The following is a 17,476-nucleotide window of genomic DNA, read 5'->3' on the forward strand; positions in this document are numbered from 1 at the left end:
TATTGTATATAAGAATAAAAGTTTACCTAGGGAAACAAATTGGATCAAAGGAATCATTGTTTCTATTGGGAAATAAATTAACAGGATGAACAGAACAGTGCTACATATGAACTTAACAGAGATAAGGAGTTTTTTTATGATTGAAATCAGAAACCTAAACGTAGATTATTTCGGTAATTCTGCACTAGAAAATGTAAATATTGATATCCCCTTTGGGTATACAATCGGAATTATCGGACCAAATGGTGCGGGAAAATCTACATTCATCAAGTCATTGTTAGAGGTGATAAAGAAGAGAACAGGATCAGTTATGGTGGAGGGAAAAGATATTTCTGAGTACAAACGGAAGATCGCATATGTACCGCAAAAGAATGACATTGATCTTTCTTTTCCAATCACGGTAAGGGATACAGTGCTGACTGGAACTTACCCTAATTTGCGAATCTTCCAGCGTCCCGGAAAAACAGAGCGGCAAAGAGTCGAGGAATGTATGGCGATGGTGGATATAAGTGATCTTGCGAATAAACAAATCAGCAATCTGTCCGGGGGACAACTCCAAAGAGTTTTTATCGCCAGGGCACTTGCACAACAAGCAAATGTATTTTTTTTAGATGAACCTTTTGTAGGCATAGATTTAGTCAGTGAGAAAATCATTGTAAAGCTGCTAAAACAACTTCGCGAAGAAGGAAAAACCATACTCATCGTTCATCACGATTTGCATGAGGTCGAAGAATATTTTGACAAAGTCATCATTCTCAATAAGAAATTAATTGCTTTTGGTGACGTTAAAGACACCTTTACGCCAGAGAATATCCTCAGCGCCTATGGTGCCTCCTTAGGTAATCTGGTGATCAAAGGGATGGGGGCGACAGATCATGATTGATTATTTCTCAGGAGTATTAAACATTCCGATATATGCACTTAACGCGGGATTATCTGCTATCATTCTTGGAATTGTATCAGGGGTTTTAGGAAGCTTTATTGTACTTAGAAAGATGTCATTAATGGGAGATGCGTTATCACATGCGGTGTTACCCGGGGTGGCGTTATCTTATATCTTAGGAATCAACATTCTTCTTGGAGCTTCACTATTTGGACTATTAGCAGCGGTTCTCATTCAATTTATTACAAGTCGCAGCAATATTAAAAGTGACACCTCTATCGGCATTATTCTCAGCTCATTTTTTGCGCTAGGTATCGTCCTAATTACTTTTGCCAAAAGCGGGCTTGATCTAACTCACATTCTGTTTGGTAATATTCTGGCCGTCCCACAGTCGGAGTTAATGCAATCCTTTATTATTATGATTGTTGTTATTGCCATCATTTCATTGCTATATAAAGAGCTTTTAATGAGTTCGTTTGATCCGGTTGTTTCCAAAGCCTATGGGTTAAAAACAGGGTTCTATCATTATTTATTGATGATGCTCCTATCTGTGGTTACCGTATCTTCGTTATCTCAAGTAGGAATTGTGCTTGTGATTGCAATGCTGGTTATTCCGGCTGCTACATCCTATCTCTGGACGAATAAGCTGTTCCACATGATTATCCTGGCTTCTACAATTGGCGCTGTATCAGGGATTATAGGTGTAATTGTAAGCTTTAAATTCAATTTACCTACAAGTGCCACGATTGTTCTGGTCGGCGTAAGCATGTTCGGAATTTCATTTATAATCTCACCCAAAAATAATTTTTTCAGGAAAGGGTTGAAACAAGGATGAAGACCATAAAAATACTCTCTTTGACAATGTTTATCGTACTTCTTACCGCATGCTCAAAGGTTAGTGAAGGAGATGCAGACCATGATAAGCTGCAGATTGTTGCAACATACTCCATTATCGCTGATATGACCGAAAACATTGTAGGGGAGAAAGCCGAAGTTTACAGTATGGTACCCATCGGAACAGATCCGCATATGTACGATCCATTACCCAAGGATACAAGTAAGGTTTCTAGCGCAGATTTAGTGTTTTATAACGGTTTGAACCTAGAAACAGGTAAGGGGTGGTTTCAAGATCTTCTAGATGTGACTAATAAAAAGGATGTTGCTTTTGCAGTCTCAGATGAAGTATCTCCGATGTACCTAACAGAAAAAGGAAAAGAAACACAGGTAGATCCTCATGCCTGGCTGGATATTCAGAATTCAATAAAATATGTAGATATCATCACAAAACGTGTAATCGAAAAGGATCCCGACAACAAAGAATTTTATCTTAATAATCAATCGGAATATGTTAAGAAACTGAATGAATTGGATCAATATGCAAAAGAAGCAGTCGAAAAAATTCCACAAGAGAAACGTATCCTTGTTACCAGCGAAGGAGCATTCAAATATTTTTCCAAAGCTTACGGATTTGAATCAGCTTTTATCTGGGAGATCAATACGGATAGTCAAGGAACGCCTGAACAAATGAAAAACATAATTAAGATCATTGATGAAAATCAAGTGCCTGCATTATTTCTGGAAACTAGCGTAAATCCAAAAACAATGGAAACTATCGCAAATGAAACGGGAGTACCGATACACTCTAAGATTTTCACCGATTCTTTAGCTAAGAAAGGCGAAGAGGGCGACACATACATTAAGATGATCAAATGGAATATTGATAAAGTTATAGAAGGTTTATCACAATCCTAAATGCCGGCTCCAAGCCTATATTAACCGACCTAAGATTCAGTTTTTTAGCTGATTCTTATGTCGGTTTTTTATTGAATAAAATCTACATTCGAGCCTCGAAATAATACGTTTACGCCTTGGGATAACCTGCTACAGGAAATATCTTCTTGTCTACTTTTCAAAAAAATCTTGGTAAGGTAGAGGCTAACACTTAATAAGAGGTGAAGAGTTGTCATGATTAAGAAACACTGTTTGTTCTGTGATGAGATTGTTTCCATTGAACCAGAAGGCGATAACGATAGATATATAGGCTGTTCTTGTTCACCAGGCGGGTTTTATAGTCTACGTAGAGACAGCTACGAACCCATTAATTCGCTCCCGCATCAAAAGAAACGCGACATGCTTCATGTAGTATCTGCTTACATACGTGAGCTGACTGATTGTGATGAAAAGATCACTATATCTGCTGATGATTTAGAGTCTATTGTAAATTCACCAAAAATACCTGTCAGCATTGAAGATAAAGGAAACCGTCTACTGCAATATTTATATAGACATTCTGAAGGCCCGGGGGAAGCGGTTGTCATTCAACCCCTCTCTAGCAGCTATAACTTGACGTATTCTCCCAATCTGCAAGAGCTGGTATACATCATAGACAAGTTGATAAGTGATCAGCTTCTGATCAGGGAAGGCATGACCTTTAAGCTTACTGAAACCGGCTGGAATGAAGCTGCGGAAAGCGCTGGAGGTAAAAAACTAAAACCTTGTCTCGTGCTCGTGTCGGATGAAGAAAATTTGTCTACAACATGGCTGGAGAAGTTATTGCCCAAAATAGAACAGTGTGGTTTCCTGCCGCGCTTATTAACACATACGAAAACTCAAAACGGCGAAAAATACGAGTTGGATCAAATCGCAGAAAGCAAACTGATTATCGCAGATTTAACGGGGCAATCCCCAGAGGTGTATTTTTCAGCGGGATATGCACTTGGTTTAAACATACCCGTATTATGGACCGTAAACAGTATTGAGGCGGATAAACTTTTTGTACAGCTTAAGGATATTCGTCCTATTGTGTGGGATTCAGCGGAAGAGCTAGCAATTATACTGCAGCAGAAGTTGAGTTAACCCGCAAATTTCTTGTCATGACTCGTCAAACGAAGCTGAAATTTAAACAGGTGTCTTCTTAAATGAGGACGCCTGTTTCGTATGTTACTGTAAGAACACTATCAAATTTTCTTAGGAAGTGATATTGTAACCGATATAAAAAAATGAGCAAATGTATGTAAATGTATGCTTCAGTTAATATTAGCTCATATTCATACTCAGGATAAGAAAGAGGGATACAATTGTTTTCAAAACGGCAAAAAGAAATACTTTTATACTTAATTAATTCTAATCAACCTGTCACAGCTGCATGGATTTCTAAGGAACTGAATGTTAGCGATCGAACGATCCGTAATGATTTGAAAGAGTTACAAAATATATCCGCCATAGTAGGACTAAAAATAGAGTTAATTCGTGGGAAGGGCTTCGTTGTAAGAGTCTTCGATAAAGATATATTTTCCCAAAAATTAAATGAGTTAACTAATGATAAAATCAATCCTTCTACAGTAGACTTTTCTGAACAAGATAATAGGGTTCTTTATTTGTTGAGTCGGTTTTTATTAGAAAATAAGTATATCAAGTTGGCCACTATTGAAGATGAGATGTTTGTATCTAAATCGACAATCCAAAACGATCTAAAAGAAGTGCGTAAGATACTGGAAAAATACAACCTGAATTTAGTTAATCGGCCTCATTATGGCCTGTTTATAGAGGGCGATGAATTTAAGAAACGAATATGTTTGTCTAATTTTTTATACAAAAGAGAAGAAAACTCCGATCCAACTTTCGATAACTTTACTTTGTTTGACAAAGAGGTATACACGAAAATCAAAGAAATAATCATCGGCAAAGTAAATAAATACAAAATTGAGATTTCAGATATTTCCTTGGAAAACCTCGCTATTCACTTAATAATAGCTTGTAAACGTATCGAAGAGGGATTTTTAATCGAACAACCGTCGGTAAATCTTATGGAAGAGTATCCTTTTGAAAAAATTGTTGCCCATGAAATTGTTAAAGACATTGAAGATTTCACAGATCTGCTCTTTTCCGATTCAGAGATTAATTATATTATCATCCATTTGGTTGGAACAAAATTGCTGCCGAAAGAAAATCTAACGGAGTACAGTAAGTTCGATGAAGTGGACTCCATTGTCAGCTGTATTTTGAAAAGTTTACAAACTGAGTTGAATTGGGATTTTGGCCATGACCATGAATTTATTCAAGCCCTGACCCTTCACATTAGGCCTGCGATGAATAGATTAAGATACAACATGAATTTTAGAAATCCTCTGTTAAATGATATTAAGACGAGTTTTCCAGCCGCATTCGAAGGAGCACTTATTGCGAGTAAATGTATTAACTACTATTTGGATTCAGAAGTTGGAGAACATGAAGTTGCTTACATTGCCTTGCACATTGGGGTTGCTTTAGAAAGAATGAAAAATAAAAACAAAAAAATAAAACGAGTTATTCTTGTATGTGCGTCTGGTGTTGGAAGTGCCAAATTACTTTATTACCGATTGATCAATTCATTTGAGAATCTATTGCAGATTGTAGACACAATTAGTTTTTACAAATTAGCAGAAACGGACCTATCCTCGATTGATTTTATTATCAGTACAGTTCCGATCAATGAAGATATAGGTATTCCCGTCTATGTTGTAAATACCTTTCTAGAAGCTAAAGACCTCAAAAGAATCAAGGAAGTCTTACTGTCTTCAGAACAGGTGGCAGAAACTCATTCTTACCTTGACACATCTAGAGTATTCGTGAAAAAAGAATTTACCACAAAGGAAAGTGTGATTCATTTTTTAAGCAATGAGCTAACAAAACAAGGACTTGTACCAGAGCATTATGAATCCTTAGTAGTTGAAAGAGAGTCCTATGCACCCACTAGTTTTGGAAATCTTGTCGCTGTTCCACATCCTTCACTTCCTGTTACCTCGGAAACCTTTTGGACAATCTGTACGTTAAAACGTCCTATTCGTTGGAATGATAAGCAAATGGTGCAATTAATTTGTTTATTAAACATTAAAGAAGGAAACAATGTCGACCTAGATAAAATGTATAAAAAGCTAGGATCATTGATAGAGGATAAAGAGATTGTTGTGCAGATCCTTGCTAAGGACTCTGTGGAAGAAATTATACAATTACTAAACTAGAGTGAGTGAGAAATTAGGTACTGCCTTACTATTTGCAATGTAACCGTTTCCTGTTGATTTGGAAAAAGGTTAGCTTAAAAAGAAAGCGATTTAAGTTTACACTAAAGGTGTTCAATAAATGATAATTTTAGGGGGAAGTCAATATGAATACAATTATGTTAGTGTGTTCAGCAGGAATGAGTACAAGCCTTTTAGTAACAAAAATGCAGAAGGTTGTTGAAGAAAAAGGGTTGGATGTCGATGTTTTTGCTAAATCAGCATCTGAAATTGATATTACTTTGCAAGAGAAAAAGGTTGATGTCTTATTGTTAGGACCTCAGGTGAAATATATGAAAAAGCAATTAGAAACAAGATTAGCAGATAAAAACATTCCTATAGAAGCTATTGATATGTTGAATTACGGAATGATGAACGGTGAAAAAGTACTTGAACAAGCCTTGCAATTAATTGAAAGTAAATAGAGATAAGAGAGGAGTAGAGAGAAATGGTAGATGAAGTGAAAGAGGAATACTATACTGTGGCTTTTAACATTATCAGTAATGTAGGCGCAGCTAAAAGCTTAGTAATGGAGGCGCTTTACGCAGCCAAAGAGGGAGAATTTAAAGAGGCACAAGAAAAATTAGAAGAATCAAAGCAATTTTTTAGAGAAGGTCATAAAATGCATAAATCATTAATCAAAAGAGAAGCAAATGGCGAACAGCTTCAATTCTCACTGATCCTTATGCATGCTGAAGACCAACTAATGAGTGTAGAGACCATTTCTTTACTTGTTACGGAAATCATTGAACTTTATAAGCTTTCAAAATAGGATCAAAAAGAAGTGGCATCGCAATAAGAAAATACTTCTTCGGGAGCGTGCAAGAAACTATGGATAAAATAACGAAATTTTTAGAAGATAAGGTAATGCCAGTTGCAGGTAAAATCTCTGGTCAGCGGCATTTACAAGCGCTTCGCGATGCAATGGTTTTAACTATCCCGTTTATTATTATCGGTTCCATTTTTTTAATCTTAGCAAACCTGCCAATTCCAGCCTATTTAGAATTCTTGGTCGCCCATCCAAATATCAAAACAGCTTTACTATATCCGTACAATGGTACATTTAACCTTGTCGCATTAGTTGCAACATTTGCCGTGGGATATAGACTAGCAGAGAGCTATAAAGTGGATCCGCTTTCTTCAGGGGCTGTGGCATTATGTTCATATTTTGTGGTCACTCCATCAACTTCTTTCACAGTAGATGATGTTGTTACAAAAGCAATGAACGTGAATTATTTTTCGAGTCAAGGTTTATTTGTAGGATTGTTAACCGCAATCTTCGCAACAGAAATATATCGCAGAATCGTACAAAAAAATATAGTTATTAAAATGCCGGATGGTGTGCCGCCAACAGTTGCTAAATCCTTTACAGCGATTATTCCTGGTTTCTTTGTTATCGTGAGTGTCTGGGGAGTTCGCCTACTTGTTGAGAACTTTACTGGTTTTGATAACGTGCATACCATTGTTGCCAAGCTTCTTCAACAACCATTAACCACTGTTGGAACAAGCTTAGCGGGAACAATTGTTGTGTTCTTGTTAATCAACTTATTATGGGCAATCGGATTACATGGTTCCACCATTGTAGGTTCTGTCATGTTGCCTATCTGGTTGCAATTGACCTCAGAAAATGCTGCAGCCTACGCAGCGGGTTCACCCGTCCATAATATTGTTACAGCAGAGTTCAGATATCTTATCTTTATCGGTGGATCTGGTGCAACTCTAGGACTAACGATTGCTATGTTATTCTTTGCGAAGAGCAAACAGCTGAAACAAATGGGTCGACTGACGATTGGACCAGGACTATTTAATATCAATGAGCCGTTAATCTTTGGGATGCCTATCGTATTAAACCCAATGATGTTAATCCCATTTCTTATAACACCGATTGTTACTGTTTTGATAACCTATCTCTCCATGGATTTTGGATTAGTAGCGTTGCCAATAGGTGTACTGCCTCCGGGAACAATGCCATTAATTATCGGCGGATATTTGATGACAGGTAGTATCTCGGGAATGATCTTACAAATTGTACTGTTTGCAGTAGCGTTTATTATTTACTATCCGTTCTTTAGAATAATGGATAATCAAAAATATAAAGAAGAACAAGATGCCCTTATCCAACAGGTTTAATCCGTAGCATATGTTTTATTTAACAACAAGGAGGGTTTACACATGTTTGAATTGAAAACGACATTTCCAGAAAACTTTTTATGGGGAGGAGCAGCAGCTGCCAATCAACTAGAAGGAGCAAGTAATGTTGGCGGTAAAGGGCTTTCTCTAGCAGATGTATATATTTTTGACGAAAACACCCCTAAAAAAAACTGGTCTGACCAGTGGCACCTCATGACTCATAAACAAATAGAAGAAGCACAAGATCCCGCAAGTGAAAAGTATTATCCCAAAAGACATGGGGTGGATTTTTATCACCACTATAAAGAAGATATTGCTTTATTGGCCGAAATGGGTTTTAAAGCCTTCCGTATGTCCATTGCTTGGACTCGTATTTTTCCAAATGGGGATGAATTAATCCCTAATGAAGAAGGTCTTGCATTTTATGATCGTGTGTTTGATGAATTGAACAAATATGGAATTGAGCCTATTGTTACTTTATCCCATTATGAAATGCCACTTCATCTAACAACTAAGTATGGAGGTTGGGTGAACCGGAAAGTTATAGATTTCTTTGTTCGCTATGCAACCACTGTAGCTGAAAGATACAAGCGTAAAGTGAAATATTGGATGACTTTTAATGAAATTAACTGTGTAGTACATCACCAATATGTAAGTCTAGGAGTTATCGAAGAAAATCACCCGAATATTGAACAAGCAATGTTTCAAGGAGCACATCATCAATTTGTAGCAAGTGCACTTGCAACCAAAGCGTGTAAAGAAAGTAATCCTCAAGCAATGGTTGGATGTATGGTTAGTTATCAACTTCTTGTTCCTTATAGCTGCGATCCTGATGACGTTCAAGCCACAGTTGATAAACAACGTACCTCTTTATTCTTTACTGATGTACAAGCGAGAGGTTACTATCCGGCTTACACCGCTCGAATGTTTGCAGAAAAAAATATAGTTCTGAAAACAGAGCCCGAGGATGAACAAATCATGAAAGACTATCCAGTGGATTATGTATCCTTTAGCTACTATATGTCTGGTGCAGTCAGTGCACATCCAGAAAAGATAGAAGGCGCTGAAGGGAATTTGCTTACAGGCGGAGTGAAAAATCCTTATTTACCATCGAGTGATTGGGGTTGGCAGATTGATCCTAAGGGTTTACGAACTGCAATAAACCAATTGTATGACCTCTATCAAAAGCCGGTACTTGTTGCAGAGAATGGCCTAGGTGCCTTAGACGTATTACAAGAAGGCGATGTTATAGAGGATGATTACCGAATTGATTATTTAAAAGAACATATTAAGCAAATAAAAGAAGCCATTGCAGATGGTGTAGATGTAATGGGCTACACAAGCTGGGGTTGCATAGATATGGTGAGTGCAGGAACAAATCAAATGTCCAAACGTTATGGCTACATTTATGTGGACCAAGATGATATGGGCAGAGGTACAAAACGTCGTATAAAGAAAAAATCATTTTATTGGTACAAAAATGTTATCGCTACTAATGGAGAACAATTAGATTAATTATTAAATCGTAAAACGAAATGATTTATCTGGAGGCATTATCAAAAGCAGTCCTAAGCTGGACTTGCTTTTGGTAATGCTTTTTTTACTGAATTGTTGACATGTGACCATTTGGTGTCTTATAATCAATTAGACACCAAATGGTGTCCTATTAGGTAATAATGATGGATACTAGGTGACATTACAGGAAATATTACGGAAAAGGTGGGGGTGGTTGTGAGCGACAATAGTCAAGTGAGGGATGTTTATGACGCTGTTGCGGATCCAACAAGAAGAAAACTTCTTCAAATTCTGGCTGATGTTGATGAATTACCTCTGTATGAGATAACGATTCATTTTGAAATGGGTCGTACAGCCGTTTCGAAGCATTTAAATATACTTAAAGATGCTGGTCTCGTAATTGCTCGGAAGGTTGGCAGAGAGACGAGGTATCGGTTGAATGCCAATCCTTTGAAAGAAATTCAAGATTGGGTATCTTTTTATGAAGGATTCTGGAAACAAAGAATTGATAAATTAAAACTTATATTGGAGGAATAACTATGAAACCAGATGTATCATTAGATTTTCAATTTACAAGTTCGATCGAGAAGGTATGGAATGCTTTAACGGATTCGGATACGCTTGCGAAATGGATCTGGAGTAATGATTTTAAACCCGTCGTTGGTCATAAATTTCAATTCCGTGCTGAGCCAAATGAATGGTGGGATGGAATTGTAGATAGCGAAGTACTCGTCGTGGATGAGCCGCATACGTTATCTTATACTTGGAATAGTGCGGGAGAAAGTACTACTGTTACTTGGACTGTGAGTCAAGATTCAGAGGGGAAGGTTAACCTCCATCTAGATCAATCAGGATTTAGTGAGGAGACGAAAGCCCGCCAAGGAGCTATCGAAGGTGCTAAATATGCTTGGACAAATATGGGTGGTCAGCTCGAAAAGGCATTAGCAGAATTGTAATTTCAAGAATAGGGCGCTTTTCTGGAATAAGGAAAGTGCCCTTTTTAATGGAATAAATCATGGCAATACTAGATGAAGAGAATGGAGATGAGATGAGCTTACTATGAAAATAAATCAATTAATTGCGAACAATATTAACAGATTAGAAACGGTACTGCCAGTTGATGAGTCGTTAGGAATTGCTGGTTTGTCTGGATCTGGTAAAACAACTTTTTGTCAAACGATTGGGGAAGAATCAAAAAAACGTCTCGTTTCCTTACTGCCAAAAGCTGAATACCAGTATTTATTCCCCAATATTATGGAGACTAATTTCAGTGCGATCAAAATGGAAGCAATGCCACTTGTTCTTTTTCTTGGTAGATCATCCATATCTTCAAATCCTCGGTCAACCATTGGCACACATACAGGTGTGTTTACTGAAATCCGTGTCACTCTTGCTGAACAATATAATCTCTCTCCAGAGGTTTTTTCATTTAATAATGAGTTGGGTTGGTGTCCTGATTGTAAGGGTCGTGGAACTACAAAAAATGTCGAGTGTAAAAAGTGTCAGGGGAAACGCTATAATCAAGCAGCTGAACAATATAAAATTGAATTATTGGATCAAGCAAAGAGTATTTCTGATCTAAACGACTTAAGTATAGAGACCATTTTATCACAGGCAGATATTCTAAAAATAAGTGAAGGTAAACAACAAATTCTGAAAAATATAATCAATATGAATATTGGTTATTTAACATTAAATCGTATTATGGGTACATTATCAGGCGGAGAATTAACACGACTTTACCTGGCAGAATTCATGGCAACAAGTGAAAATACCGTGATTATCATTGATGAAATCTCCGTGGGTCTCGATCACCAAACGCTATTGAAGATTTTAGCGGAGATTAAACAATTGGGATATAAAAATCAAATTTGGCTCATTGACCATTCTGACACGGTGCTGGACACAGCGGATAAACACTTGTTCTTTGGACCTGGCAGTGGCAAATACGGCGGGAAAATAGTTGAGGAATCACCACGTCCTGAGCCCATCAATAGAGAACTAAATCAGGCAGCACCTGCAGAATATTATCAATTTCATGATCTTTATTGTCGTAATATTCAAATGGCCGAGATTCAGATTCCCCAGAATAGACTGGTAACTTTTACAGGTGAGTCCGGATGTGGTAAATCTACACTGGTTAATGAGTGTATGGTCAAAGATTTTCTAAAGCGTTATTCCAAAGATAAGCTGGTGATCGTAGGGCAAGATCGAAATCAGTCGATTACCAGTCGCTCGACCGTTGCCACTTTTCTTGATATTAAAAGGAAACTCACAAAGTACAGTGAGGATATTGATGATATTTTTGAGCGCTCGATTGAAGATATTATTGTTGAACTGCCAAATGAGGACATTGCTCATAAAAGACTAAGCTTATTGATCAAGCTTGGACTTGGTTATTTGACGTTGGAGCGAAAAACACAGTCCTTATCCACGGGTGAATTTCAATGTGTCCATTTAGTTTCTGAGCTGTTTGCGGGCTCAAGAAATCCACATACACTTTTTATTTTTGACGAGCCTTCCAAAGGTTTATCACAAAATATTTTAAATCAATTCATTGACAGCATTAGGGACATTCTGCAGGATGAATCTGTCTCCATAATCATGATTGAACATAATTCCTATATGTTAGAGAACTCTGATTTTATCGTTGATTTTGGCAAAAGACAGCTTGCACCTGTGGAGCATCTTGATGTTCTCAGTCATGATGATTATTATCGTCAACAAAATCCTGCTGATAGTGTGGCACCTGCGCACATTTCTTCAACACTCCAGCTACAAAATGGAATTGACTATTTAAAAGAAGGTCAGATCCCCTATTTTAAAAATGCAGAGAACATCTATAAAGGTGGCATCTTAAAAAGCTTATCCTCCATGGCCCGCCTGATTTATGGTGAATATGAATCGGATACGATTGCGCCTGTCATCGCCATTGATCTGGAACGACACTTGTATAGTCAGTTTACTTTCCTTTATGAAATGGGTGGCTTGATCAACCATATTGTGGCAGCGCATCCCACTAATAAAGATACAAAAAGCTTTGATTTCTATCAATCAGACAATCATTGTCCAAGCTGTAAGGGCCGCCGTGTGATTGAAGAATTTGACTTTGATATTGTTCTTCAGGACAAGAACGTACCCTTTTGGGACGGTTCATTACATCCAGATGCGATGGAGATTCTGAAATTCTATCAATTACCAAAAATAAAATTCATCTTTGATGAGTTAAAGAATGAGCTCGGACAGGATATTAGCAAAAGTTATAATGAGATGACAGAAGCTGAAAAACACACCTTTTTATACGGGTATTGGGAAAAGTCCTTCTATGATAAAGCAGCTAAAGCCTCGAGAACTTGGGATGGCTTTAATACCATTATCGGGAACTATATGGTTATCTCGAAATCGATTATTAAAGAGCATATTAAAGCATCCAAAAAAATGATTACCTGTCCAATTTGTCAAGGAACGGTATTAAATCATCATAAAAAGCTTAAATACGGCGACACTGATATTCGTGAGATTATCGGGATGCCCCTTGATCAAGTTATTAGCACTGTTGGCGAATTACAGGTACTAGAAAAAATGAAAGCCATCGTGGGCGGCGATATGGTTTTGACAGAAGAGGTCTCTCTATTACCTAGGGAAACACAAGTCGCTCTAAAAATGCTTGAACTAGAGTTAGGAAGTTTTGCGCAATATGAAATGGTGTTACAAAATGCCATGCCATTCTGGGACAGCATTAGCGGCAGTATCGAAACCATCAGCAGGAAAAACCGGATTACGATCTGTGATTTTGCCAATATCCACGAAACAAGAGAAAATATCATAGATAAGTATTTCACTAATGGAAAATATAAAAAGCTGACTTATGTCTATGAAGCGTTTGGTTACAAAAAAATCGTCACCTTAATTAATAAGGTTAAAGCAAGCCATCCCTGTCCATTCTGTAAAGGGAAAAAAGTTATTTCGGAAGATGGACTTCATGATGGCGTATATAAATTAACGATTCCCTGTGTGAGTTGTTATGCCAGTGGAATCAATGATGAAGGGCGTAAGGAAGTCGTTGAAGGTATAGATGTTCAAACTTGGCTAACGGGTAAAGTAAGTGACGTTATTTCTGAAAGCTTAAATATTGAAGCTGTTGCTGATATTCCAATTTTCAATCGTATTCGTGAGTTGAATAAACAAGAGATGATGGCAGTTTACCAATTTCTTGAGCAATAAAGTTTAGTTTTCTTAAAAAGACGATATAGAAAAGAAACGCATCGAGTCTATAGACTCGATGCGTTTTTTTATAATTGATTATAAAGCTCACCATCAACAGGTTCTAACCATTCTGTTTCTCCGGGTGAAATGGCTAAGTGGACAAACCAACTGTCTTTTGTAGCACCATGCCAATGTTTTACGTTCGCTGGAATATTCACAACATCCCCGCTTTGGAGGAATTGAGCGGGTTTGCCTTCTTCTTGATACCAACCCTCACCACCGGTAACTAATAATACTTGTCCGATTTTATGGAAGTGCCAGTTATTGCGAGCTCCCGGGGCAAAGGTTACGTTCCCAATAGGCGCATTCAAAGGTGTCGCATCAGTATAAATCATCTGCAAGTATGCATCACCTATAAAATTATCTTCAACCTTTTGTCCGAGTGGAAAGATATTACTGTTGCTTAGTTGCTCATTAGCCATAATAAAAACCTCTTTCGTTTAATTTTTATTAATTTCTTTAGCAATATTAAATGCCGACCATGCTTTAGGCCACCCTACATAAAACGAAAGGTGCGTGATGATTTCCGCTACTTCATCTTTTGTGACTCCGTTTGCCTTTGCTTTATGCAGATGTGGAGTTAATTGTTCAAAGTTTCCTCCTGATATTAATGCTGAAACTGTAATCATGCTGCGGTCACGTGCAGATAATTCTTTCTCTCTTGACCACACTTCACCGAATAAGATATCATCGTTCAGTTCAGCAAATTTCGGAGCGAATTCTCCTAACAAGTCTCGTCCTGCTGTTTGTTTTTCAGCCATATAAGAACATCCCTTTCATCGATGATTAACTGCTTCAAAATGAAGTATAGACCTTAAAGTACACTTTAAGGCAAGCCATAAAAATGGATTGATACTCCGACATTTGGTTTTTTATTAATTTAAGTATATCCTTTGAATAGAAACAAAATTAGAAATGGAGGTGGGGATCATGCCTTATTCCATTGGAGAATTTGCAGAAATCGTCGGTGTTAACAAGAGCACTCTCAGATATTATGAAATGGAAGGCTTACTTACTCCACATCGAAGTGACAATAATTTACGCGAATATACAGATCAGGATATAGGTTGGGTTCAATTTTTGCTTCATTTAAAAGATTCAGGAATGACGATGGCAGAATTGAAGCAATATACCGAGTGGCGGGCTATGGGGGACGAGACAATTCCTGAACGGAAAAATTTACTTGAACAGCGTAAGCAACAAGTGGAACAAGAAATTAAGGCATTGCAACAAAACTTGGATATACTGAACCGTAAAATTGTATTTTATAATGATCAACTAACGGGGAATAAATACGAATTCGTCCTTTATCACAATGAAAAGATACCACATCAAGAAGAAAAAGTAGATTCCTAATAAGTTAAGAGGCAGATGAACAACTTTTGATTATCAAAGGTTGTTCATCTGCCTCTTCTAATTTCAAAACTTGAAATCGAAGATGAGAGTCTATTTGTGTAATCATATTGCATGATCCGGTCGAGATATTACATTCTCATTTATCCGTTTATTAATTATATTGAAGCTGTATTCGTTTAAAAAAACCAGAGTAAAGGAGAAATTACTTTTGAGAAGAGAACTGAGGAAGGTTTTGTCTTTTTTGATGGTTTTAGTGACAGTGGTTGGCACAGGGATTAGCTTTGACGGCAATATTGTAAACGCTTTCGGTCCTAATGTCTTATATGTACCACCAGCAGATTCACCATCCTATGGGGCTTTATCACCTAGGGCAATCCAGCTTAAATATAGTGGCATCAACAATAATAAAATGTATGCTACATTTGAACAAACCTCTAATACCACCCCTGTTTTCCCTATTTATGAAAGCGTTGACAATGGTGTCACTTGGAATCAGGTTGGAGAAGTGGAGGATACTCAAAACGGTTGGGGAATGTTAAATTGCCCTGAATTGTTTGAACTCCCCCAATCTATAGGTAACATGCCTGCAGGTACTATGCTTCTTGCAGGAAATTCTGTGCCAAGCAACAAAGCAGCTACCAAGTTGGAATTATATAAAAGCAATGATTTAGGCAGAACATGGACATATGTAAGCACCATTGCTGAAGGTGGACGAAACGATATTGGTTACGATCCCATTTGGGAGCCTTTCTTTTTGGTTCACAACAACAAACTCATTGTTTATTATTCAGATGAACGTGATCCTGCTCATGCCCAGAAGTTAGTTCATCAGACTACGTTGGAGGGTACGAACTGGGGACCTGTGGTAGTTGATGTGGCATTTGCAGACAGTAAATTACGTCCAGGAATGCCTACAATCGCTAAGCTGGGCAATGGTAATTACGCAATGACCTATGAGATGGTCGGATACCCGGGCGTGCCCAATTATTTGAAAATTTCAGCAGATCCTGAGAGCTGGAATCCAACTGTAGTAGGATCTCTTGTAGGGTACGGAGGAAGTCCCTATATTTCTGCTTTGGGAGATGGGAGACTCGTATTAAACGTTGCAGGAAAAAAAGAAGTGCTGATCAACTCTTCTAGAGTGGATGCATCCGGAAGCTGGGTTCCATATAATCCGCCCGTAGATGCAGGGTATAACCGCCAACTACTGCCGCTTAGCAATGGCCGCTTATTTATCCCTCAAGCCGGATTTTTTAGTGGGAAAAACACGGTGAAATATGGTGATATGTCCGTAGGTTACTACAAATTAATTAATGTGAAGAGTGGGAAGGCTTTAGGTGTATTGGAAGGTGGAACTGCGAATGGCAATCCGCTCGTCCAATGGAGCAGCGGGACTAATTCTTTGGATCAATATTGGCTTATTTCCACAGCGGAAAGTGGGTATGCTCCTAACGGTTACAAATCCATTGTGAATGCAAAGAGTGGAAAGGTCGCCGGAATATTAGAAGGATCAACAACAGAAGGAGCTAAAGCCGTTTTATGGACTGAAAACCATTCCGATGACCAGCAGTGGACTTTACAAGCCTCTGGTAACTACTACAAGATTGTTAACCGTAACAGTGGTCAGACGTTAGGTATAGCGCAGGGTTCTACTGAAGAGGGTACCCAAGTTATACAGCAGACTGATGCAGGCAGCACTGATCAGCTGTGGGAGTTGGTTCCAGATGAAGGACATATTATGGTGGACAGTTATCGATTAGTTAATGAGAACAGTGGTAAAGTGTTGGGTATCTATCAAGGTTCGATGGCGGATGGAGGGAAGGCGGTTCAGTGGACCAGCGGAATTTCATCCCATGACCAAAATTGGTTTGTAGTCAGCACAGCTGATGGTTACACGAAGCTGGTCAATACTAATAGTCGTAAAAACCTGGGCATTTTAGGAGGTTCATTAGCTAACGGTGCTCAAAGTGTACAATGGAATGATAACGGATCGAATGACCAGCAGTGGACTTTGGAGTCCTCAGGTGATTTTTACAATATTATTAATCGTAACAGTGGAAAAGTTCTGGCAGTAGATCAGGGTTCGACGACAGAGGGGGCAAATATTATTCAAACAAATAATACAGGTTCTGCTGGCCAGCACTGGAAACTAGTCTCGAATAGATAATTTATGTAACCAAAAGTCATCGACCTTAAATTAAGGGTGATGACTTTTTGTCGATATAAGCTTTGAATGACTAAATCGTCACCTTCAGTGTCACGGGAATGTCACTTTGGAGAGATATACTAT

The 17,476-nt window shown here is 38.0% G+C and carries 16 protein-coding genes; 14 read left to right on the forward strand and 2 right to left on the reverse strand.

Annotation, left to right across the window (positions count from 1 at the left end; genetic code table 11):
* Window positions 1–139: 139 nt before the first annotated feature.
* The 12 genes from MHB56_RS28855 (at window position 140) to MHB56_RS28910 (ending at window position 13,788) form a co-directional block, all read left to right on the forward strand.
* Window positions 140–883, forward strand: a complete 744-nt coding sequence (locus MHB56_RS28855; RefSeq protein WP_280753002.1) for a metal ABC transporter ATP-binding protein — start codon at window positions 140–142, stop codon at window positions 881–883.
* Window positions 876–1,718: a metal ABC transporter permease gene (locus tag MHB56_RS28860; RefSeq protein WP_036677866.1), complete on the forward strand. Its 843-nt coding sequence runs from the start codon at window positions 876–878 to the stop codon at window positions 1,716–1,718. The genes MHB56_RS28855 and MHB56_RS28860 overlap by 8 nt, the downstream gene beginning before the upstream one ends.
* A complete protein-coding gene (locus MHB56_RS28865) occupies window positions 1,715–2,635 on the forward strand; it encodes a metal ABC transporter substrate-binding protein (RefSeq protein ID WP_076099247.1) in 921 nt (306 codons plus the stop codon). Before MHB56_RS28860 ends, MHB56_RS28865 begins: the two co-directional genes overlap by 4 nt.
* Window positions 2,636–2,848: 213 nt before the next feature.
* The gene (locus MHB56_RS28870) at window positions 2,849–3,739 is read left to right on the forward strand and encodes a hypothetical protein (RefSeq protein WP_036677862.1); all 891 of its coding nucleotides are present in this window, start codon (window positions 2,849–2,851) and stop codon (window positions 3,737–3,739) included.
* Window positions 3,740–3,960: 221 nt separating this feature from the next.
* Window positions 3,961–5,883, forward strand: a complete 1,923-nt coding sequence (locus tag MHB56_RS28875; RefSeq protein ID WP_256721796.1) for a BglG family transcription antiterminator — start codon at window positions 3,961–3,963, stop codon at window positions 5,881–5,883.
* Between the two features lie 143 nt (window positions 5,884–6,026).
* Window positions 6,027–6,344 (forward strand): PTS sugar transporter subunit IIB, encoded by a 318-nt coding sequence (locus tag MHB56_RS28880; RefSeq protein ID WP_036677859.1) that lies wholly within the window; start codon window positions 6,027–6,029, stop codon window positions 6,342–6,344.
* Between the two features lie 23 nt (window positions 6,345–6,367).
* Window positions 6,368–6,691 carry a PTS lactose/cellobiose transporter subunit IIA gene (locus tag MHB56_RS28885; protein WP_051490993.1) on the forward strand — a complete coding sequence of 108 codons (324 nt, stop codon included), beginning with the start codon at window positions 6,368–6,370 and terminating at the stop codon, window positions 6,689–6,691.
* Window positions 6,692–6,750: 59 nt separating this feature from the next.
* Entirely contained in the window at window positions 6,751–8,049 is a 1,299-nt protein-coding gene (celB, locus tag MHB56_RS28890) for a PTS cellobiose transporter subunit IIC (protein ID WP_340034542.1), read from the forward strand.
* 42 nt (window positions 8,050–8,091) lie between these two features.
* A complete protein-coding gene (locus MHB56_RS28895; RefSeq protein WP_341144320.1) occupies window positions 8,092–9,564 on the forward strand; it encodes a glycoside hydrolase family 1 protein in 1,473 nt (490 codons plus the stop codon).
* A 216-nt stretch (window positions 9,565–9,780) separates the two neighbouring features.
* Window positions 9,781–10,101 (forward strand): ArsR/SmtB family transcription factor, encoded by a 321-nt coding sequence (locus tag MHB56_RS28900; RefSeq protein WP_038571021.1) that lies wholly within the window; start codon window positions 9,781–9,783, stop codon window positions 10,099–10,101.
* Between the two features lie 2 nt (window positions 10,102–10,103).
* Window positions 10,104–10,520 carry an SRPBCC family protein gene (locus MHB56_RS28905; RefSeq protein ID WP_076184590.1) on the forward strand — a complete coding sequence of 139 codons (417 nt, stop codon included), beginning with the start codon at window positions 10,104–10,106 and terminating at the stop codon, window positions 10,518–10,520.
* Window positions 10,521–10,623: 103 nt separating this feature from the next.
* On the forward strand, window positions 10,624–13,788 hold the full coding sequence (locus MHB56_RS28910; RefSeq protein WP_076184591.1) for an ATP-binding cassette domain-containing protein: 3,165 nt from the start codon (window positions 10,624–10,626) through the stop codon (window positions 13,786–13,788).
* Between the two features lie 68 nt (window positions 13,789–13,856).
* Here MHB56_RS28910 and MHB56_RS28915 read toward each other — a convergent pair whose 3' ends face one another.
* The gene (locus MHB56_RS28915) at window positions 13,857–14,252 is read right to left on the reverse strand and encodes a cupin domain-containing protein (RefSeq protein WP_341144321.1); all 396 of its coding nucleotides are present in this window, start codon (window positions 14,250–14,252) and stop codon (window positions 13,857–13,859) included.
* An 18-nt stretch (window positions 14,253–14,270) separates the two neighbouring features.
* Window positions 14,271–14,591 (reverse strand): carboxymuconolactone decarboxylase family protein, encoded by a 321-nt coding sequence (locus tag MHB56_RS28920; RefSeq protein WP_341144322.1) that lies wholly within the window; start codon window positions 14,589–14,591, stop codon window positions 14,271–14,273.
* A gap of 169 nt (window positions 14,592–14,760) precedes the next feature.
* Here MHB56_RS28920 and MHB56_RS28925 point away from each other — a divergent pair, with 169 nt between their 5' ends.
* Both MHB56_RS28925 and MHB56_RS28930 read left to right on the forward strand, forming a co-directional pair.
* Window positions 14,761–15,186 carry a MerR family transcriptional regulator gene (locus MHB56_RS28925; RefSeq protein ID WP_076184593.1) on the forward strand — a complete coding sequence of 142 codons (426 nt, stop codon included), beginning with the start codon at window positions 14,761–14,763 and terminating at the stop codon, window positions 15,184–15,186.
* Window positions 15,187–15,394: 208 nt separating this feature from the next.
* Window positions 15,395–17,353 (forward strand): RICIN domain-containing protein, encoded by a 1,959-nt coding sequence (locus MHB56_RS28930; protein WP_341144323.1) that lies wholly within the window; start codon window positions 15,395–15,397, stop codon window positions 17,351–17,353.
* Window positions 17,354–17,476 lie beyond the last annotated feature (123 nt).

It is taken from the genome of Paenibacillus sp. FSL H8-0315 (assembly GCF_038005365.1).
Lineage (GTDB): Bacteria > Bacillota > Bacilli > Paenibacillales > Paenibacillaceae > Paenibacillus_AQ > Paenibacillus_AQ odorifer.